Source organism: Nocardia sp. NPDC057663, assembly GCF_042799895.1.
In the GTDB taxonomy this organism is placed as follows: Bacteria; Actinomycetota; Actinomycetes; order Mycobacteriales; family Mycobacteriaceae; genus Nocardia.
In genome coordinates, this window is the sequence record NZ_JBHVHX010000010.1 from 151283 (window position 1) to 170520 (window position 19238).

Genomic DNA, 19238 nt, shown 5'->3' on the forward strand with positions numbered 1-19238 from the left:
CAGGGCACACTCTGCACGCACACCCCGTTTTACGGCTCCGGCGAGGCGAGGGACTTCAGCAGCACGGCGGCGAGTCGCGAAGTGGCGTCACCACTGTCGGCGTCGGCGATGTGCACCGCGAAGACCAGATCGTTCATGGTGGCCAGCAGCCAGCCGTCGGGCCCGCCGGTCGCGGCGAATGCCGTGACATCGCGGAACCCGCGCAGCGCGGTGGTTTCCGGCTTGCCGATGCCCTCGTGCATCATGCCGCGCAATCGGTCGACCGCGGGCGGGGTAAGGGCCGGAATCGGGGTGTCGGTGGAGCTCGGCTTGCCGTTCTCGATCATCGGCGGTACCACCGAGCCGCGCGAGATCGCGGCCGCGGCGATCGCCATGCCGAAGGGGCTGGCCAGCACCGCGTCGGCGCCCGCGCCCTGGCGCACCTGCTCGGTGCTGCGGCCCGGCGCGCTGATCCGTCCGGTCACCTCGTCGAGCCCGTGCACCTTGAAGTCGACCCCGACACCGAGCGCGGTAGCCGCCTCGGCCGCCTCCTGCTCCGAAACATCCTGCGGCGCTTTGTTCTTGGCGGCGGCGGCGACCGTGCGGAACAGTTCCATGGTGCCGCCGGCCGGGAACAGCCCGGTGAACGCGATCGGGCCCTTCTCGGTGGCGTAGCTGTTCTGCGCGACCGCGACGACCGCGCCGGTCGACGGCTGGATCGCGACGACCGAGGCCGGCGTGCCGACGCTGACCACCGCGTCCTCGGCCGCGCGCTGTAGCCGCTGGTCCATGGTGGCGGAGATGTCCGGCCCGGCCGGGCCCTGATATCCGGCGACCTGGTTGACGAACCGGCCGTCGGCTTCGAAGATCTGCACGCCCCAGCCCGAGGTGGTCTCCTGGCTGTCCTTCCACACCTCGCGCAGCGCGTCCAGCATCGGCGACCAGGTGCGGCGGTCGGCGGAGATCAGCCTTGGCTGCTTCTCCATCACCACGCCCGGCACCGCGGCCATCCGTGGTTCCAGGATCGCGAAGTCACCATCGCGCAGGTTGACCGCGACGACCGGCTTGCCCTGCGACCCGGCCAGCTGCTGCATCAGCGACGGTCCGGTGATCAGCGGCGCGACCGGTTCGATGGCGTCTGCCAGCGCGTTGGTCGACCCGACGAGGTCACCGGTGCGGCTCGGATCGATCTTGATGACATTGATCGTCTGCTCGGTCATCAGCGCGTCACCGGACAGGTCGACGACCCGCGGCGGCGGCTTCGCGGTGGTGCGCACGAGCTTGACGGTGCGATTGCCTGCCAGCTGGGGCATGATGACCGCGGGGTCCCAGGAGATCCGCCAGCCGATGGCGAGCTTGCGGACGGTGCCCTGCAGTGTGTAGGTCCAGTCCTTGTGCTCGCCGAAGTTCCAGGCGACATGCATGCTGAAGATCGCCGACTGCGCGTCGAGCTCGATGACCTGAGTGTTCTCGTAGTCGACCGTGCCGGTCGCCAGGCCCTCGAACATTTGCTTCATGGTTGCCGAAGCGGCGGCGGGGTACGAGGTCAGGTCGGCGGCCTTGGCGTAGTCCTGCTCGTCCAGCAGGTCGGTAAACCGCTGGACAACCGATTCCGACTCACTCGTGTTCCCACCCACCCCGCACGAGCACAGCGCGATGGCGAGGGTCGCAACCCCCGCGATCGCCATTGCGCCCCGGACGCGAAAGCGGCGGGATCCCCACACATCCATATCGCCCACTCTTCACTCTTGCCACTCCGGTAACAAATCCACCGTACCCGAAGTTGACCCGTCTCCGATGCCCCGGTATCGCGGGACGCTACCCATCCTCAGCACCTTGATTGTGCCCGAAATCTTGCCCCGATGAAGGGGTGTTTTCGAACCTCGCCCAGCCAGTGGCAACAACTGGCGCACTTACCGTACCGACAGTCACGCCACGTCGCGCGGAACTCATATCGTCCCGGCGATTCAACGCGAGGGTACCCCGGCCCATCGACACCCAACCCTGGGGACGTCGGCGCGGATCACTCGGCAAGGCACCGTTCTCGCAGAGCATAAACCGCAACGCATATATCGGCGTAATCTTGTAATCATCGCAACGTGCGCAACAGAGATAGCAGGTGATTTCCATGCGGAACGCCCATCGCGAACGCGGATTCGGCCGGCCGGGCGGCTGGCAGCAAGCAGATCTCCCCGACCCGGCCGACGCCCCCGACTGGTTCGCCGGACGATTGCCCGCCGACTGGTTCACCGGCCCGCCCGAGATCAATATCGACCGCGACGAGATCGTGGTCGTCGGTGAACTCCCGGTGCCGCAGCCCAAGTCGGCCGACGCCGACGCGCCGCCGGTGTCGGCGGCGACGAAAGAAGGTGCCCTGGCCCGCTTCCGCGAGTCCACCCGCCCGGCCAGGATGCAGATCGCCGACGAGGCCCAGCGGCGCTACGGCCGCAGCGTCGCCTGGGGTGTGCGGGTCGACGGTCAGCGAATCCTGTTCACCCACCTCGCCGTTCCGGTGATGACCAGGCTGCGTCAGCCCGAACGCCAGGTCCTCGACACCCTGATCGACGCGGGCGTCGCCCGCTCCCGCGCCGACGCGCTGGCCTGGACGGTGAAACTGGCAGGCAAGCACGCCGAGTCCTGGCTCGCCGAGCTCCGCGAGGCCATGCGCAAGGTCGACGACCTGCGCTCGGAGGGCCCGACCGGCCTGTGAATTAAGGTGGCCTGCATGGCAGACACCGTGCAGGCCACCGGCCCGATCCTCGTGCTCAACGGGCCGAATCTGAACATGCTCGGCACCCGCCAGCCGGAGATCTACGGCGCCGACACCCTCGACGACGTGGTCGCGCTGTGCGAGCGGACGGCCGCCCGGTTCGGGCGCGAGATCGTCGCGTTCCAGTCGAATCACGAAGGCGCCCTGATCGACCGGATCCAGCAGGCCCGCGGTGAAGTCTCGGCCATCGTGATCAATCCGGGTGGACTCACTCACACTTCCGTCGCCCTGCGCGATGCCCTGGTGATCCCCGAGGTGCCGATCGTCGAGGTGCACATCAGCAATGTGCATGCCCGCGAGGAGTTCCGGCACCATTCGTTCGTCTCCCCGATCGCGACCGCGGTGATCGCGGGCCTCGGCATCCAGGGTTACGCCGCGGCGATCGAATTTTTGAGCAAGTCCTAGGCGAGCTGGAAGACCGGGAAACCCGGTGCGATCGCGGCGAGTTCGTCGTCGGTCGAGTCCTTGGTGACGCCCTCGAAGAACTTGCCGACCTCCCAGCCCCACTTCTCCAGGTAGAGCCGCAGCAGCGGCACCTTGTCGCCGTCGGCGATCTCGGTGGCGGTGAACTGTTCCACCTTGCGGCCCAGGCGCAGTTCACCGTCGCCGGCGACGCGCAGGTTGCGCACCCACTGGGTGTGCCCGCGCGGGGCGACCAGGTAGCGCGCGCCGTCGGCGCCGGTCATCACGTTGACCATCGTGGTACGCCATTCACCGCTCTTGCGACCGCGCACGGCCAGCAGCCGCGAGCCCATGACGCTGATCCCGAGCTTGGGCAGCAGGTTGGCGATCTTGTTCATGATCGGGTCGAAGCCGGTGGGGCCGAGGTAGCGGGTGGCGTTGTCCATGCTGATCACTCCTGAACTGTGAGCACTGCTCTCTGTTGAGTACAAGCATGCGCGATGCGCGATCGCTTGTCAAGAGCAGTGCTCTCTCTTTCTCGAATGCCCCCTTTCGTCCGAAGTATTGCCGCGATGAAATGTAGTACGTATGCTACATCTCATCGAAGGTCGATGACTGGGAGGACTCATGGCTTCGAGTAACGGCGTTGTTCTCGACGTTCAGCAACTACGGATGCGATACGACGACACCGACGTCCTGCACGATGTGACATTTCAGGCCGAGCGCGGGGAGGTGCTCGTCATGCTCGGGCCCAACGGCGCGGGCAAAACCACCACGATCGAGATCCTCGAGGGGTTTCGCAGGAGGTCGGCCGGTCGGGTCGACGTGCTGGGGACCGATCCCGAACACGGTGACGAACAGTGGCGCGCGCGCATCGGCGTGGTGCTGCAATCCTGGCGTGATCACGCACGGTGGCGGGTGCGCGAACTGCTGGCCCACCTGGGCGCGTACTACCGCCCCTATTCCACCGGCCGAATCCACCGGCCTTGGGACACAGATGACCTCATCGCTCTCGTCGGGCTGACCGAGCAGGCCGACGCCAAGATCGCCACTTTGTCGGGCGGCCAGCGGCGCAGGCTGGACGTGGCGATCGGCATCGTGGGCAGGCCCGAACTGCTGTTCATGGACGAACCGACGGCAGGCTTCGATCCCGCCGCACGGCGCGACTTCCACGATCTGGTACACCGTCTCGCCGACCTCGACGACACCACCGTCCTGCTCACCACACACGATCTGGACGAAGCCGAGAAACTGGCCGATCGGATCCTGATCCTGGCGGGCGGACGCATCATCGCCGACGGTTCGCCCGAGGAGCTCAGCGCCGCCACCGCGGGTGAGGCGGAGGTGCGCTGGACCTGCGACGGTCAGCGCTTCGTCCACACGACGACCGAGTCGACCAAGTACGTCCACGAACTGTTCAAGCAGCACGGTGACCTGATCGCGGATCTCGAAGTGCATCGCGCCTCGCTGGAAGACACGTACATGACGCTGGTCCGACGCTTCGAATCCGGCTCGACCGAGCCCGTCCACTCGTTGCAGGAGGTTGTGCGATGAATCCGAATCTCGTTGCGGTCAAGGGCGGCCTGGCTGCCATGCGGATCGAACTGCGCCAGCTGTACACGAACGGGACCAGTCTGGTCGGCCAGTTCCTGACGCCTGCCTTGTTCCTGATCGCGATCTTCTTCCTGCGCGACCGGAATTACCACGACACCGACCTGTCGATCGGCGAACTCGCGGTCCCCGGCCTGCTCGGGTGCGTCATCGCATTCAACGGCCTGTACGGGATCGCCGAGGTTCTCGCACTGGACCGGGAGGACGGAACCTTGTTGCGCGCCAAGACGGTCCCGAACGGCATCGTCGGCTACTTCATCGGCAAGGTCGGCACGACCGCGGGCGCGGTACTGGTGCAGCTGGTGGTGATAGTCAGCCTCGGCGCCGTGATCGTGGGTGGCTTCTCGGTGTCCGGCGGCGACGTGGTCACGCTGGCGTGGGTGGTCGTTCTCGGGTTGCTGGCCACCCTGCCGATCGGCGCGATTCTGGGCGGTCTGATCGTCGGCGCCAGGGACATCTTCCTGCTGACACTGCCGTTGCTGGGGATGATCGCCATCTCCGGCATCTGGTACCCGATCACCGCGCTGCCGGGCTGGTTGCAGAGCCTCGCCCAGCTGTTCCCGATGTACTGGCTCGGCCTCGGCATGCGTTCGGCGTTGCTGCCCGCCGAGGCGGTCGCCATCGAGATCGACGGATCGTGGCGGCACCTCGAAACGGCCGCGGTGCTCGGCGTATGGTCGATCGTCGGGTTGCTGGTCGCGCCGATCGTGCTGCGGCGAGCGGCCCGACACGAGTCCGGTTCGAGCGTGGCCGTCCGCCGCGAGAAAGCGATGCAGCGTGCCTTCTGAGGTCATCTACAACCGCATCGCGATGCTGCGCGCCGAGCGCGGCATCTCGCGGCGGGACCTGGCCGAGGCGCTGGGCGTGCACTACCAGACCGTCGGCTACCTCGAACGGGGCGAATACAGCCCCAGCCTGCATCTCGCCCTGCGGATCGCGGCCTATTTCGAGGTGGCGGTGGAGGTGGTGTTCGCCACCGAACCGTTCCCCCGGTTGGGCACCGAGACCGCATGACCCGGCACCCGCCCGGCACCTCGCGTGCCGGGCGGATTTCGTCGTCGGATCAGTCTGTGCCGCGGAACAATTCGTAGGTCGAGACCGGCTTGCCCGCCGCCTCGCTGGCCTCGACCGCCTTGCGCCAGTACTGCTGCGACAGGTGCGAGAACCCCGCGTCGACGCCGACTTCCTCGCTGGCGTCGATGATGTGCTGCGCGCCGGCGACCATCATCTTCAGTGTCGCCAGATCCGCCCAGCCGCCGTTCTGGTTGGCCACCGAGAACTGCTCCATGAAGTACGGATACGCCTCGCTCGAGCGGATCGCGAACGGCACGAACTTCGCGATGTCGTGACCGGACTTCGCGATCATCGCCGTCGCCTGGTCGAAGGACAGCAGCCAGGGGTGGAAGGTGGTCAATAGTGCCTGGTAGAAGACCTGCGCGAGGCCGTCGTCGGCGCCGAGGTACTCCTGCGGGCTGAGCGGGCGCAGGAGCTCGGCGTGCGCGTCGAACACCGTCTTCGGGCCGCTGTAGAAGATGTAGGACGCGGGATGCTCGATATTGTCGCCCGCCGACATCACCCCGCCGGAGATGAACTCCGCGCCGCGTTCGCGGACCCAGGCCGCACCGGCCCGCGCCTGCTCCGGCGAATCCGAGGACAGGTTGGCGATCACCTTGCCCGCCAAGGCTTCCGGCGCCTGGCCGAGCACGTCGTACATGGCGGCGTAGTGGGTCAGGCTCAGCACCGACACCTCGTTCGCGGCGAGCGCCTCGGCCACCGAGTCGGCGCGTTTCGCGCCGAGCTCGACCATCGCGTCGACCTTCGCCGTGCTGCGGTTCCACACGGTGACCTCGACGCCGGCCGCCAGGAAGGCCCTGACCATGGCCTGGCCCATCGGGCCGAGACCGAGGACGGATACGGAACGGGTCTTGCTCTGCTCGGACATGTACTGCCCCTTCGATTCTCGATGCTTGATGGTTTCGGCGCCGGGATCCATGGTGGTCGCGCGGGTATCGTCGGGGAAGACCGAACGTCGACGTGCGGTTGCTTACCCAGAGGTTCGAAATACGGTCAGAAGGGTGCACCGGACATGAGCAGTGACGCAGATCACGATGTGTGTGGCATGAGCCTGGCCATCGACGTCGTCGGCGGCAAGTGGCGACTGCACCTGATGTGGGTGCTCGGCAGCGGACCGCAGCGATTCGGGCAGATCAGGCGCATGCTCGACGGCGTCAGCGAGAAGGTGCTCGCCGAGAACCTGCGCCACCTCGAGAGCACGGGCGTGGTGCACCGGGAGATCTATCCCGAGATCCCGCCGCGCGTGGAGTACTCGCTGACCGACCTCGGGGAAACTCTGCGGCTGGCGCTGATCCCGCTCGAGGCGTGGGGCGACGCGCACCGCACCGAACTCGCCGCGGGCACCCGCGCCCAGTCCGCACCGGTGCGCACCGCCTCCGTCGCGATGTGATTCAGCGAGCTGAGCGAATCACCAGCGCTCCACGGCGATTCGCTCACCCACACGTTCGAGCAGCGCGGCCGCGTTCCTGATCGACAGGCGCGGGTTGGGTTCGAAATCGCTGAGCGCGTAGCACCCGGCGAATCCGGCGGCACGGATCTCGCCGGGGGACAACAGCGTTCGCCCGACGGCGGCGACTACCGGGACACCAGCAGCCTTGGCCGCCGCGGCGACACCGACCGGCGCCTTGCCGTGCATGCTCTGATGGTCCAGTGACCCCTCGCCGGTGACCACCAGGGTGGCGCCGTCCACCAGCGCCGGGAATTTCAGCAGGTCGAGCAGCACATCTATACCGCTGCGAACCTGCGCGCCGAGGACGGCCAGCACACCGAATCCGGTGCCGCCCGCCGCGCCCGACCCACCGATCTCGGCATAGCCGGTGCCCAGCACGGCAGCCCAATTGGTCAGTGCAGCTTCCAGTTCGCGCATCTGCGCGTGGTCGGCGCCCTTCTGCGGCGCGTACACCGCGACCGCACCCGCCGGGCCGAGCAACGGATTGTCCACATCGCAGGCCAGCGTGAACCTGGTCTGCGCGATCGCCGGGTGCAGCCCCGCCCGATCGACCGCGACCACGCTACTGAGCAGCGCGACCACATCGCTGGGCGCACCACCCAATTCGCGCCCGTTCCGGTCGAGCAGGCGCAGCCCGAGCGCGCGCAGCAGGCCCGCGCCACCGTCTGTGGACGCGCTGCCGCCGAGTCCGAGCACCACCTCGCGGGCGCCGTTGTCGAGGGCGTGCGCGACCACGACACCGAGGCCGAAGGTGTTCGCCCCGATCGGGTCGAGCCTGCCGCCGGGCAGCTTGGCCACCCCGACCGCGGCCGCCAGTTCGACGACCGCGGTGTCACCGCGGACGGCGTAGACCGCGCGCTCCGGCGCACCGGTCGGGCCGGGCGCGGCCACCTCGACCCGCTGCCAGCCCGCCGCGACGAAGGCGTCGACCATGCCGTCCCCGCCGTCGGCCACCGGCACGCAGTGCACATCGGCGCCCGGCGCGCGGCGATGGATCCCGGCGGCCAGCGCCGCGGCGACCTCGGGCGCGGTGAGAGAACCCTTGAATTTGTCGGGGGCGAGCACCACGCGTGGTCGGTCGGTCATGCTGTGTCCTCCTGGCATGCTCGGGCGCCCTGCGTGGTTACGCGGGCTTCTTTCTCCGGGCGCTGACCGATCATCCCGACATTCTCCGGGCTCGGGCCCGAACCCGCCATACACAGACCCCATCGGTCCGGCCGCTGACCGGGGTAGTTTCGACGCATGGCGACCGAGGTCCGCAACAACACCGCGCTCGAGCGGTTCGAACTCACCGCCGACGGGGCTCCCGCCGGCTATATCGAGTACCAGGACACCGGGGCCGAACGCGCCCTGGTGCACACCGAGATCTATCCCCGATTCGAGGGCCAGGGCATGGCGAACGTGCTCACCCTGGCCGCGCTCGACACCAGCCGCGCCGAAGGATTCGGCGTGCTGCCGCTGTGTCCGGTGGTCCTGCATTTCGTCAAGACCCACCCCGCCTACATCTCGCTGGTGCCGCATCGGGCGAGGGAGCTGTTCGGGCTGCCTCAGTAGCGGGCGACGGCTCCGTCGACGGCCAGCTGCAATTCCTCCTTGACCAGCCGGGCGATGTCGCCGGGCCGCTGCGGAAGCTCCAGCACCGGCTCACGGAACACGAACCGCGCCGAGACGGCCTCCTCGGCGGTGGGTTCCACTGTCGGATCGGGTTGCGGCCCGTAGCTCATCGCGAGGGCGACCAGCGCGGGCGGCGCGTTCAGCTTGGCCGCGCGGAACGCGATGTGACCGATCCCGCTACCGACCGGCTGCACCTTCGTCGGATCGACATGGTTGCAGGTGCCCTCGGGGAAGACCGCCAGGTGATCACCGGCGGCCAGGCGCTGCGCGCAGATGTCCATCATGCGCTGACCTGCGGCGTTGACGGCCCTGATGCCGTGGTCGCGCCCGCGGAAGACCGGGATGCCGCCCATCATGTCGACCTTGCGGCGCTGATCGGGATCGATGAACAGTTCGTCCTTGGCCAGCACCCGCACGCGGCCGATCTTCGAGCGCAACGGTGAGTACCAGGCGGTCGCCGCGACGGTGTACGGGTCGCTGTTCGACAGGTGATTGATCGCGTAGACGACCGGGCGCCCGCTGCGGATCAGCGCCTTCAGCTGTTGTTTCGCGCCATCGACGAAGGCCACCCGCGGCCGGAACCGCCGGGCCAGGATGGCATAGCCACCCAGCGCCTTCCAGCGATTCTGCTGATGTCGCAGGTAGTAGTCGTACACGGCGTCGCTGTTCTCGAGCAATACCTCGGGCGAGTGCATGCCGCGACCCTACCGGGCGCGCCCACGGCCGTTTCGCGGAGAATATTTCCGGTCTCGGCGGTCCGCGGGGAGCGCGCGACACCGTAGCAATGCGATGATGGCTCAGTGGCACGCGGAGACGACCCGGACGAGCGCCGGACTCGCGACGGGCACGGCGATGACCGGCGGCGCGGGCAACCCGCGGTGCGCGTCCGCGCGGGCAACCTGCTGGTGTCGGCGATCGACCTGGTGGAACCGACGTTCCGGCGGACCGTCGTGTACGTCATCGAGCACAACGACGCGGGCAGTCTCGGCGTGGTGCTGAACCGGCCGAGCGAGACCCCGGTGCGCGATGTGCTCCCGCTGTGGGCCGAGCTGGCCGCCACCCCGACCGACCTGTACATCGGCGGCCCGGTCAAACGGGACGCGGCACTGTGCCTCGGCACGCTGCGCACCGGTGCCGACATCACCGACGTGCGCGGGCTGCGCCGGGTCGACGGCCGGGTGGTGCTGGTCGACCTGGACGCCGATCCCGCCGAGATCGGCCCGCTGCTCGAGGGCATCCGGATCTTCGCAGGCTATGCGGGCTGGTCGATGGGCCAACTCGACGGCGAACTCGACAACGACGACTGGATCGTGGTCTCGGCGCTGCCGTCGGATCCGCTCGCCACCGACCGCCACGACCTGTGGGCGAGCGTGCTGCGCCGTCAGCCGCTGCCGCTGGCCCTGCTGGCGACGCACCCGATTGAACTCGAACGCAACTGATCCCGTTACTCCTTCGACAGAGCAGGAGTGACACCATGAATATCGACGAGCAGTGACCCGGGCCGCCGATGAACGACGGTCGCGACGAACTGATGCGCGCGCTCTACGCCGAGCACGCTCCCGCGCTGTGGCGTTTCACGCTCGGCCTGGTGCGCGATCCCGGCCGGGCCGAGGACATCGTGCAGGAGACGCTGCTGCGGGCCTGGCAGCGGCCCGCGGTGCTGGAACAGACAGAGACCTCACCGCGCGCGTGGTTGTTCACCGTGGCACGTAACCTCGCCGTCGACGAGCACCGCAGCGCCCGCCACCGTCGCGAGTTCGGCACCGACACGCCGCCGGAGCAGGTCAGCCCCGACCAATCCGACCGGGCGCTGGACGGCTGGCTGGTCGCCGACGCGCTCAGCAAGCTCAGCCCGGATCATCGCGAAGTGATCGTGCGGGCCTACTATCGCGGACTCGGGATGGCGCAGATCGCCGACGAGCTGGGTATTCCGCCGGGGACGGTGAAATCGCGCCTGCACTACGGCATGCGCGCGATGCGTTTAGCGCTACAGGAGATGGGGGTGACGAACCGATGACCGATCTCGCCGACGAGTACAGCACCTGGGATGCCGCCTATGTCCTCGGTTCGCTCGGCGCCACCGAGCGCCGTGAATACGAAGCGCACCTGCACGACTGCCCGCACTGCCAGGCGGCGGTCGCCGAGCTGGCGGGCATGCCGGGCATGCTCGCCCTGGTCGATCGCGACACCGCGCTGTCACTGATCGAATCGCCCGAACCCGCATCGGCACCGGTACCCGACCTGCTGCCCGCGCTCGCCGCCGCGGCCACCCGGCGACGCAGGCGCCGCCGCTGGCTCGGCATCGGCAGCGCGGTCGCGACCGCCGCCGCCGCGGTGGCGATCGCCGTCCCGGTGACGGTCACCGTCGCCCGCTCCGACACCGCCACCGAACAGGTCGTCGCCCAGCAGCAGATGCGGGCCGTCGAACAGACCCCGATCAGTGCCTCGGTGAAACTGGTCCGCGACGGCGACCGCACCCGCCTGGTGATGACCTGCAGCTACGGCGGTATCGACTACGGCTACGGCACCACCTGGACCTACGGCCTGATCGTGACCACGGACGACAAGCGCATCGCCCTCGACCAATGGCCCGCGGGCCCCGGCACGGAACTGACAGTGGACCGCACCATCGACGCCCCACCGGAATCCATCAGCACCATCGAGATCACCTCGATCGACTCCGGCCGCACCGTCCTGGTCGCCCAGGTCTGAACGAGGAATAGCCCCGGACATATTCCGGGGCTATTCAACAGATTTGGTGAGAACATGGGTAACTCACCGGGTACCAGCCAACTCGCCATGCCCGCTACCGCCGGCCGCGTACCCGACTGTCAACGCGCTCGAGTCTGGCCTGAATACGCGGGGAGGCGGATCAGCCGGCTTGCTTGCGGAAGATGGACTTCGACCACAGGTAGCCGCCACCCGCGATGACCGCGCACCAGGCCAGCGAGATCCAGCCGTTGGCGCCGATCTCGGTGCCCATCAGGAGACCGCGGAGGGTTTCGGTGATGGGGGTGAAGGGCTGGTATTCGGCGAACTGGCGCAGGCCGATCGGCATGGTGTCGGTGGCGACCAGGCCGCTGCCGAGGAACGGCATCATCACGATGGGAAACGGTGCATTGCTGGCGCTTTCGGGGTTGGGCGAGAGCAGGCCGAGGGCGATGGCGAGCCAGGTGAACGCGAAGGTCACCAGGGTGAGCAGCCCGAAGGCGGCCACCCATTCGACGAGGTTCGCATTCGGCCGGAAGCCGATCAGCAGCGCGACGCCGGTCATCGCGGCCATGCCACCCAGCGCCTGGATGAGCGCGCCGAGCACGTGCCCGGTGAGCATCGACGACTGCGAGATCGCCATCACCCGAAAGCGATTCACGATGCCCTTGCTCTTGTCGGTGGCGATCGAGACGGCCACCGACACGGTCATGTACGCGGGCAGCAACAGCAGCATGCCCGGCGCCAGGTAGTCGATGTACTCGCCGCCGGAGGACTTCTCCAGCGCCCCACCGAAGACGTAGTTGAACACCAGCAGCAGCACGGTCGGCATGATCAGGATGCCGAAGATCATGCTCGGATAGCGCTTGGCGTGGATGATGTTGCGCCGCAACATGGTCATGGTGTCGGCGAAGGCGTGCTTGTTCGCCACGGTGTGGGTGCTCATGCGAGGGACTCCTGCTTGGTGGTGGCGGGGCTGTATCCATTGGGCAGGAGCTGGCGGCCTGCGTGGTCACGCTCCGCTACCGCCTCCGGCCGCTGAGCGCTCCTGCCCGTGAGGGTGAGAAAGACGTCGTCGAGGTTGGGGGTGTGCACGGAAATGCCGCCCGCTTCGATTTTTTCGGCATCGAGCAGGTCGAGCACCGCGCGCAGGGAGCGCACGCCGCCGTCGCTGGGCACAGCCAGGGTGAGGCCGTCGCCGCCGTCGAGTACCCGCGCGGCCGAGCCGAGCGCGTACTGGGCGGCGGCCAGGGCAGTCTGATCGGCGAAATCGATGCGGATGTGCCCGCCGGGGATCAGCCGCTTCAGTTCCGCGGCAGTGCCTTCGGCGACGATGCGGCCGTGGTCGAGCACCGCGATGCGGTCGGCCAGCTGGTCGGCCTCCTCGAGGTACTGGGTGGTGAGGAAGACGGTGACGCCGAGGTCGTCGACGAGGCCGCGGATGATGTCCCAGATGGCGCGGCGGCTGCGCGGGTCCAGGCCGGTGGTCGGCTCGTCGAGGAAGATCACCCGCGGGTTGCCGACCAGGGTCATGGCCAGATCGAGCCTGCGGGTCATGCCGCCGGAGTAGGTGCTCGCCGGCTTGTCGGCCGCCTCGACCAGGTCGAATCGTTCGAGCAGTTCGGTGGCCAGGCTGCGGGTGTCGCGGCGGGGCAGATGGTTCAGGTCGCCCATCATGTGCAGGTTCTCGCGGCCGGTCAGCAGCTCGTCGACGGCGGCGAACTGCCCGGTGACCCCGATCAGCTCACGGACGCCCTCCCGGTCGTGCACCACGTCGTGGCCGCCGACCGTGATCTCGCCACCGTCGGCGCCGATCAGCGTGGTGAGGATCTGCACGGTGGTGGTCTTGCCCGCACCGTTGGGGCCGAGCAGCGAGAAGATCGTGCCCTCGGCGACGGTGAGGTCGATGCCGTCGAGGACCGTGTGGTCGCCGTAGGCCTTGCGCAGGCCCCGTGCCGTGATGGCCGAGTTGACCATGGTCGTCCCTTTCCAGAGAATTTCATTCATTACTGCGAATAAGTACATGAGTCATCGACACAGCCCCCAGGGGCTGCGGTAGGTGGTGTGCGTGTGTGGTTGTGGCCGGAGACCTAGATGTCGAGTTCCTCGATCTGCGGGTGCGAGTGGATGTCCTCGACCTTGCGGTACAGCTTGTCGGGGACGCGGCCCTTCAGGTCCGAGACGTCGTCGAGGATCTCGTAGTCGTAGTCGCCCCAGTCCCACGGCCGGTCGCCGATGCCGAACATCCGGCGCCAGTACTTCCAGTCCTTCAGGTCACCGGCGGCGTCGCCGGTCGGGTAGTCCTTCCACAGCGCCTTGTGCGTATGGAGCACGAGCTTGCCTTTGCGGCTGCGGTAGACCTGCTGGTGCAGCACCCGCTCGTCGCCGACGTCGCGCCATTCGCCCAGCAGGGTGCCCTGGAAACGCACCTGCCGCACGCCGTCGCGACCCACTTGCAGCACGATCTCGTCGAAACCCGCCTGGCGTCCTTCTTCCAGGTCGATGAATCGGCGCAGCGCAGTGACGACCGCGCCGGAGATGTTGCCGCCGACGAGCTCCTGCGCCCGCTGGAACAGGGGCAGATCGTCGTCGGCTACGTAGATCGTCTTGTTGGGCATGCACTCACTATACGTAGATGTATACGTACACACAAGTGGTGGATATCCCCACCCGGTGAACCCACGCCGGAGCCAGCCCGTATCCCTCGTGTACGCGACGATCCGTCCGTCGATACCTGCTGGTTATCGGGTTCTCGACAGACAGACGCGCCAAGAGGAGGACAGATGCCGGACAGAGTGGTCGACTACCTGACAGCGGCGGTGTCCGAGCTGGGAGTCACCCATATCTTCGGAGTCGACGGCGCCAATATCGAAGACCTCTACGACGCGATCTTCGATGCGGGCGGCCACCCGGCGGGCATCGTCGCCAAGCACGAATTCTCGGCGGCCACCATGGCCGACGGCTATGCGCGCAGCACCGGCGGCCTCGGCGTCGTCGCCGCCACCTCGGGCGGCGGCGCGATGAATCTGGTCGCCGGGCTGGCCGAGTCCTACACCTCCCGGGTGCCGGTGCTGGCTCTCATCGGACAGCCACCGACGAGCCTGGAAGGCCAGGGTGCCTTCCAGGATTCGAGTGGGCTGGCCGAATCCTTCGATGCGACAGCACTGTTCGCCACGATCAGCCGGTACTGCGCGCGCGTCACCGATCCGGCCGAACTGCCCGGGCAGTTCGCGGCAGCGGTCGCGGCAGCCGAGGAAGGCGGTCCGGCCGTCCTGCTGCTGCCGAAAGATGTTCAGCAACAGGCGATGCCGGAAACCGGCACCGGTGCCGAGCAAGAGCGCGTCCTCGCCCGACGCAACGCCACACCGGCGACCGCCTCGACAAACACGATCGCCGAAGAACTCGCCGCCGCCCGACGCACCGGCAAGGTGGTGATCATCGCCGGTGATCAGGTGGCCCGCGACCATGCGCGCGCCGAACTCGCCGAACTCGTCACCGCCCTGGACGCCTCGATCGGCCTGGCGCCCGACGCCAAGGACGTCTACGCCAACACCGGACCCGGCTACTGCGGCGTCGCGGGCAGCATGGGCCACGCCGAGCTCCGCGAGGCACTGGCCTCGGCGAGCGCCTGCCTGCTGATCGGCACCCGCCTGCCGGTCACCGCCCGCGCCGGCCTCGAGGCGGTCATCGCCGATATCCCGGTGCTCAGCATCGGCGCGCTGCCGCCCTATCCGGCCGCGCTCCACGTCACCGGGACCGATCTCGCCGCGACCATCCGGGACCTGCTGCCCCGTCTCGACGCCACCCCGGCCGCCGCCACCGCACCGGCCGCCGACCTCACCCCCATGCCGGTGCCCGGCGCCGCGGGCCCCGGCCTGCGCTACCGCACCGTCGTCGAGGCGATTCAGCGCGAACTTCCCACCGGCGCCGATATTTTCGCCGATGCGGGTAACACCGGCGCGTCCGTGGTGCATTACCTGAGGGTGCCCGAGGGCGGACGTTTCGTCGTCGCCCTCGGGATGGGCGGTATGGGTTACGCCTTCGGCGCGGGGATCGGCTCCGCGTTCGCCCGGCACGACGCCGCCGACGGTCCGCATCGCACGATCGTGATCGCCGGTGACGGCGCGTTCTACATGCACGGCATGGAACTGCACACGGCGATCGAACACGACCTGCCGATCACCTTCGTCGTGTTCAACAACAACGCGCACGCCATGTGCGTCACCCGTGAGCAGCTCTACTACCGAGATCGATACAGCTTCAACCGTTTCCGCACCGCACAGCTGGGAGCAGGCATCGCGGCCATGTTCCCCGGGCTTCCCGCCCGCACCGTCGACGACCCCGACGACCTCACCGATGCCCTGCGCGGCAGTTTCGCCGCCACCGGCCCCTCGTTCGTCGAAATCGTCTGTGACCCCGACGAAATCCCGCCCTTCCTGCCCTTCCTGTCGACCATCGACGCCTCGAGGAGTACACCGTGACCACCAGCGCCCTGCCCGCACTCAGCGACATCCCCGAGGAGGTGATCCCCGGCGTGCTGCGCATCGAGAATTCCGATCGGGAGGCGACCACGCCGATCATCATGGACATGCTGCGGTCGGTGTACCCGCACGACCAGATCTACGGCGACTACTGCCCCGTGCAGACCTACATCGCGGCGCCACCGCGCGAGGTCTACGAGTACCTCGCCGACACCCGCTCACTCGAGGAATGGACCTACAGCCTCCGCGGATTCACCGAGACCGAGCCGGGACTGTGGCTGTCCTACGACCGGCTCGGCGATACGACCAAGTGTTTCACCAGGACCGTCGCCAATCCCGACGCGATGACCGTCGACTACCACTGTGCCTGGGACCAGTCCGAACACCTGTGGATGATCTACCTGATGCGGGTGGTCGACGCGCAGGTCGTGTTCCACAAGCCCGGCTCGGTGGTGCTGTGGGTCAACTGCAAGCACCCGTTCTACGACGAGAACGGTTATCCGGAGACCGCGCCGCCCAAGCGCCCGGTGTGGGTCGGCGACTTCTGGGAGATGTTCTCCGCAGGCCACCAGCTGGAGCTGGACAACCTCAAAGCCATCTGTGAATACCGCGCGGCTCACGGGCTGCCCATCAAGCCGGAGTGGATGCTGTGAATTTCCCGCAGGTGAGTCTGGTCGACGTCGCGAGCTATCTGCCCGGCGATCCCGTCCCGACCGACTACTTCACCCAGTACTCCCGCTCCGAGCGGATGGCGAAGAACGTGATGTTCCGGTCCCCGACCGGACGCCATCACATCGCCCGCGACGAAACCGCCGTCGACATGGCCGAACAGGCCTACGCCCCGCTGCGGGAACGGCACGGCGACGGCCTGGCGTCCGAGATCGACATCCTCATCACCCACACCCAGCTGCCCGACAATCCGGTCATGGGCGCGGGCCCCGAGCTGGCCCGGCGGCTCGGCGCGAAACCGGCGCACGTTCTGGATGTGCACAACGGCGGCTGCGCGGCCTTCGTGCACATGATGGCGCTGGCGCGAATGATCATGGCCACCAGCGATGCCCGCACCGCGCTGATCGTCGCCGCGCAGAACTGCGCGGGACCGGTGTTCACCCAGCCCGACATCCGCAAGCTCGCCCAGGCGCCGGTGCCCGGCGACGGTTGCGGCATCGGCCTGCTGCGCAAGGACGACTCGGCCCCGATTCTCGACATCGAATGCCGCACCTACCCCGAATTCGCCGGTGACATGGACTTCTCCACCAACGGCCCACGCAAGTACTGGGAACCGGGCGAGGGCCAGGGCTGTGTGACCTTCACCGAATCGAAGATCACCAAGGTGTTCGCGCGCGGCAACCGACTGGTCCCCGAGGTCGCGATGGCGGTGTGCGATCACATCGGGGTGAAGGGCCGCGATATCGACACCTTCGTCACCAATCAGCCGAACCGGCTGTTCCTGCGCAACTGGCACGACGCGCTGGAACTGCCCGCCGAACGTCATCCCGACACGTTCGACGAATGCGGAAACCTCTTCGCCGCAGGCATTCCGGTGACACTCGATGTGGAGAACCGGGCGGGCAGGCTGCGCAACGGGTCGGTGGTGCTCATGTCGGCCTTCGCGCACGCGGGCGACTTCGCCGGTGCGGCCGCCGTGCGCTGGGGCGCGGCGCGATGACCATCCAGCTGGCGGAACCGACGATCCCCTCCCGTCGGTTCCGCACCCCCGCCACGCAGGCGCTGTTCGACCTGTCGCTCAGCGAGAACCCTTATCCCCCACTGCCTTCCATCCTCGCCGCGGTGAACGACACCCTCACCCACGCGAACCGGTACCCGGAGTTCCGCCCGGAGCAGTTGCCGCGGGTCATCGCCGAGCACCTGGGCGTGCCGCCCGACGACGTGGTGGTCGGCGCGGGCGCCACCGGTGTCGCCATGCAGGTGCTGCGGGCGCTGGGCGGTGGCGAACTGGTGACCAGCACACCGACTTTCGACGGGTACCCGATCATGGCGGAGATGGCGGGCATGCCGCTGGTTCCGGTGCCGCTCGACGGCCGGGGCGACCAGGATCTGAACGCGCTGCGGCGTGCCGTGACCCGGCGCACCGCGCTGGTCGTGCTGTGCAGGCCGCACAATCCGACCGGAACAGTGCTCGAGGCGGCGGCCGTGCGCTCCTTTCTCGCCGCGGTACCGCGCCGGGTGCCGGTGCTGCTCGACGAGGCCTACGTCGAATTTCTCGATGAAGCCGACCGCCTCGACCTGAACGCACTGCTCCGCCGGCACTCGAATCTGCTGATCCTGCGGACCTTTTCGAAGGCCTACGGGCTGGCGGGCCTGCGCATCGGGTACTGCGTGGGCCGCGGCAAGCTGATCGAACGCGTCCACCGCCAGCAATTGCCCTACGGGATCGCCGCCGCCGCCGTCGCCGCGGTGCGGGCCGCCTACTCCGCCGAGGACGAACTCCGGGACCGGGTCCACCGGATCAACAGGGAACGCGAAGCGCTGCGAATGTCCTTGCGCGCCTGTGGCATCGATGTACACCGCAGCCATGCGAACTTCCTGTACCTACCCGGTCCCGGCGTAGCCACCGCGCTCCGCCGCGCGGGCATCAAAGCCAAGTCGTACCCCGACGGCAGCGCCCGCATCACGGTCGGCGATCCCGCCGCGGGCCGTGCCGTGCATGCGGCCCTGGTGAACCTGCGGTCGCCAGGATCGCCAGGCGGCGAGGCGGCCGCACGCCTGCACCACCGGGCCCGTCCAGGTGGTTCGATGGCGGGATGACCTGGCGGCGACCCAGTCCCTTCCGCCCCAACCCGGCACCGGCGGTCGGCACCGCCAGCCGGACCCTGCTGCGCCTGCGTCTGGCGGGCCACGACATCGTGGTCCGCCGGACCCGCATCACGCCCGGCGGCACCAGCGGGTGGCACTTCCACGACGGCACCCTGTTCGTGCTGGTCACCCGGGGCACCCTCGACCACCCCTACCTCGAACGCGGCCCCGCCGAATACCCCCGCGGCCACATCTTCCGTGAGCCGAGCGGACCCGCCAACGCCCACGTCGCCCGTAACCTCGGCCCCACCGAAGTCCGCATCCTCGTCCTCTACGTCAACCCGGCGGGAAGCCCCCTCTCCCACCGGGTCACCCCGCCCGAACGCTGACC

The 19238-nt window shown here is 68.2% G+C and carries 23 protein-coding genes; 15 read left to right on the plus strand and 8 right to left on the minus strand.

Annotation, left to right across the window (positions count from 1 at the left end; translation table 11 throughout):
• Positions 1 to 29: 29 nt before the first annotated feature.
• Positions 30 to 1709 carry an NTF2-like N-terminal transpeptidase domain-containing protein gene (locus tag ACFVAV_RS21870; RefSeq protein ID WP_379036894.1) on the minus strand — a complete coding sequence of 560 codons (1680 nt, stop codon included), beginning with the start codon at positions 1707 to 1709 and terminating at the stop codon, positions 30 to 32.
• Positions 1710 to 2107: 398 nt separating this feature from the next.
• Here ACFVAV_RS21870 and ACFVAV_RS21875 point away from each other — a divergent pair, with 398 nt between their 5' ends.
• Positions 2108 to 2689, plus strand: coding sequence for a hypothetical protein (locus ACFVAV_RS21875; RefSeq protein WP_379036895.1), 582 nt, complete (start codon positions 2108 to 2110; stop codon positions 2687 to 2689).
• A 15-nt stretch (positions 2690 to 2704) separates the two neighbouring features.
• On the plus strand, positions 2705 to 3154 hold the full coding sequence (gene aroQ, locus ACFVAV_RS21880; RefSeq protein ID WP_379036897.1) for a type II 3-dehydroquinate dehydratase: 450 nt from the start codon (positions 2705 to 2707) through the stop codon (positions 3152 to 3154).
• On the opposite strand, the gene ACFVAV_RS21885 is transcribed toward aroQ, so the two are convergent.
• Positions 3151 to 3597 carry a nitroreductase/quinone reductase family protein gene (locus tag ACFVAV_RS21885; protein ID WP_379036985.1) on the minus strand — a complete coding sequence of 149 codons (447 nt, stop codon included), beginning with the start codon at positions 3595 to 3597 and terminating at the stop codon, positions 3151 to 3153. The two genes, aroQ and ACFVAV_RS21885, sit on opposite strands and share 4 nt — an antisense overlap.
• Positions 3598 to 3778: 181 nt before the next feature.
• Between ACFVAV_RS21885 and ACFVAV_RS21890 the strand changes: the two genes are divergently transcribed.
• The 3 genes from ACFVAV_RS21890 to ACFVAV_RS21900 are packed head-to-tail and all read left to right on the plus strand — an operon-like array spanning position 3779 to position 5776.
• The gene (locus tag ACFVAV_RS21890) at positions 3779 to 4705 is read left to right on the plus strand and encodes an ABC transporter ATP-binding protein (RefSeq protein WP_379036898.1); all 927 of its coding nucleotides are present in this window, start codon (positions 3779 to 3781) and stop codon (positions 4703 to 4705) included.
• Positions 4702 to 5550, plus strand: a complete 849-nt coding sequence (locus tag ACFVAV_RS21895) for an ABC transporter permease (protein ID WP_379036899.1) — start codon at positions 4702 to 4704, stop codon at positions 5548 to 5550. Before ACFVAV_RS21890 ends, ACFVAV_RS21895 begins: the two co-directional genes overlap by 4 nt.
• Entirely contained in the window at positions 5540 to 5776 is a 237-nt protein-coding gene (locus ACFVAV_RS21900) for a helix-turn-helix transcriptional regulator (RefSeq protein WP_379036900.1), read from the plus strand. Before ACFVAV_RS21895 ends, ACFVAV_RS21900 begins: the two co-directional genes overlap by 11 nt.
• A gap of 49 nt (positions 5777 to 5825) precedes the next feature.
• Here the strand turns inward: ACFVAV_RS21900 and ACFVAV_RS21905 are convergent, their stop codons facing one another.
• A complete protein-coding gene (locus ACFVAV_RS21905; protein WP_379036901.1) occupies positions 5826 to 6755 on the minus strand; it encodes an NAD(P)-dependent oxidoreductase in 930 nt (309 codons plus the stop codon).
• A 93-nt stretch (positions 6756 to 6848) separates the two neighbouring features.
• Between ACFVAV_RS21905 and ACFVAV_RS21910 the strand changes: the two genes are divergently transcribed.
• Positions 6849 to 7226 (plus strand): winged helix-turn-helix transcriptional regulator, encoded by a 378-nt coding sequence (locus ACFVAV_RS21910; protein WP_379036902.1) that lies wholly within the window; start codon positions 6849 to 6851, stop codon positions 7224 to 7226.
• Positions 7227 to 7244: 18 nt separating this feature from the next.
• On the opposite strand, the gene ACFVAV_RS21915 is transcribed toward ACFVAV_RS21910, so the two are convergent.
• Complete coding sequence (locus ACFVAV_RS21915; protein ID WP_379036903.1) at positions 7245 to 8372, minus strand: glycerate kinase; 1128 nt, start codon at positions 8370 to 8372, stop codon at positions 7245 to 7247.
• Between the two features lie 156 nt (positions 8373 to 8528).
• Between ACFVAV_RS21915 and ACFVAV_RS21920 the strand changes: the two genes are divergently transcribed.
• Positions 8529 to 8840 carry a GNAT family N-acetyltransferase gene (locus ACFVAV_RS21920; protein WP_379036904.1) on the plus strand — a complete coding sequence of 104 codons (312 nt, stop codon included), beginning with the start codon at positions 8529 to 8531 and terminating at the stop codon, positions 8838 to 8840.
• Here ACFVAV_RS21920 and ACFVAV_RS21925 read toward each other — a convergent pair.
• Positions 8834 to 9595 carry a lysophospholipid acyltransferase family protein gene (locus ACFVAV_RS21925; protein WP_379036905.1) on the minus strand — a complete coding sequence of 254 codons (762 nt, stop codon included), beginning with the start codon at positions 9593 to 9595 and terminating at the stop codon, positions 8834 to 8836. The two genes, ACFVAV_RS21920 and ACFVAV_RS21925, sit on opposite strands and share 7 nt — an antisense overlap.
• Positions 9596 to 9700: 105 nt before the next feature.
• Here ACFVAV_RS21925 and ACFVAV_RS21930 point away from each other — a divergent pair, with 105 nt between their 5' ends.
• The 3 genes from ACFVAV_RS21930 to ACFVAV_RS21940 all read left to right on the plus strand — a co-directional run bounded on the left by ACFVAV_RS21930 (position 9701) and on the right by ACFVAV_RS21940 (position 11612).
• Entirely contained in the window at positions 9701 to 10339 is a 639-nt protein-coding gene (locus ACFVAV_RS21930) for a YqgE/AlgH family protein (RefSeq protein WP_379036906.1), read from the plus strand.
• Between the two features lie 68 nt (positions 10340 to 10407).
• Positions 10408 to 10917, plus strand: coding sequence for a sigma-70 family RNA polymerase sigma factor (locus ACFVAV_RS21935; RefSeq protein WP_378851892.1), 510 nt, complete (start codon positions 10408 to 10410; stop codon positions 10915 to 10917).
• Positions 10914 to 11612 (plus strand): zf-HC2 domain-containing protein, encoded by a 699-nt coding sequence (locus ACFVAV_RS21940; protein ID WP_379036907.1) that lies wholly within the window; start codon positions 10914 to 10916, stop codon positions 11610 to 11612. The genes ACFVAV_RS21935 and ACFVAV_RS21940 overlap by 4 nt, the downstream gene beginning before the upstream one ends.
• A 160-nt stretch (positions 11613 to 11772) precedes the next feature.
• Here ACFVAV_RS21940 and ACFVAV_RS21945 read toward each other — a convergent pair whose 3' ends face one another.
• The 3 genes from ACFVAV_RS21945 to ACFVAV_RS21955 all read right to left on the minus strand — a co-directional run bounded on the left by ACFVAV_RS21945 (position 11773) and on the right by ACFVAV_RS21955 (position 14227).
• Positions 11773 to 12555, minus strand: coding sequence for an ABC transporter permease (locus ACFVAV_RS21945; protein WP_379036908.1), 783 nt, complete (start codon positions 12553 to 12555; stop codon positions 11773 to 11775).
• Entirely contained in the window at positions 12552 to 13586 is a 1035-nt protein-coding gene (locus tag ACFVAV_RS21950; protein ID WP_379036909.1) for an ATP-binding cassette domain-containing protein, read from the minus strand. Before ACFVAV_RS21950 ends, ACFVAV_RS21945 begins: the two co-directional genes overlap by 4 nt.
• 113 nt (positions 13587 to 13699) lie before the next feature.
• Positions 13700 to 14227 (minus strand): EXLDI protein, encoded by a 528-nt coding sequence (locus ACFVAV_RS21955; protein ID WP_379036910.1) that lies wholly within the window; start codon positions 14225 to 14227, stop codon positions 13700 to 13702.
• Positions 14228 to 14392: 165 nt separating this feature from the next.
• On the opposite strand from ACFVAV_RS21955, the gene ACFVAV_RS21960 reads away from it, so the two are divergent.
• The 5 genes from ACFVAV_RS21960 to ACFVAV_RS21980 are packed head-to-tail and all read left to right on the plus strand — an operon-like array spanning position 14393 to position 19236.
• A complete protein-coding gene (locus ACFVAV_RS21960) occupies positions 14393 to 16090 on the plus strand; it encodes a thiamine pyrophosphate-binding protein (RefSeq protein ID WP_379036912.1) in 1698 nt (565 codons plus the stop codon).
• Entirely contained in the window at positions 16087 to 16743 is a 657-nt protein-coding gene (locus tag ACFVAV_RS21965; protein WP_379036913.1) for an SRPBCC family protein, read from the plus strand. The genes ACFVAV_RS21960 and ACFVAV_RS21965 overlap by 4 nt, the downstream gene beginning before the upstream one ends.
• Positions 16740 to 17759, plus strand: coding sequence for a 3-oxoacyl-ACP synthase III family protein (locus ACFVAV_RS21970; RefSeq protein ID WP_379036986.1), 1020 nt, complete (start codon positions 16740 to 16742; stop codon positions 17757 to 17759). The genes ACFVAV_RS21965 and ACFVAV_RS21970 overlap by 4 nt, the downstream gene beginning before the upstream one ends.
• Entirely contained in the window at positions 17756 to 18859 is a 1104-nt protein-coding gene (locus ACFVAV_RS21975) for a pyridoxal phosphate-dependent aminotransferase (protein WP_379036915.1), read from the plus strand. The genes ACFVAV_RS21970 and ACFVAV_RS21975 overlap by 4 nt, the downstream gene beginning before the upstream one ends.
• Positions 18856 to 19236: a cupin domain-containing protein gene (locus tag ACFVAV_RS21980; protein WP_379036916.1), complete on the plus strand. Its 381-nt coding sequence runs from the start codon at positions 18856 to 18858 to the stop codon at positions 19234 to 19236. Before ACFVAV_RS21975 ends, ACFVAV_RS21980 begins: the two co-directional genes overlap by 4 nt.
• The last annotated feature ends 2 nt before the right edge of the window (positions 19237 to 19238 follow it).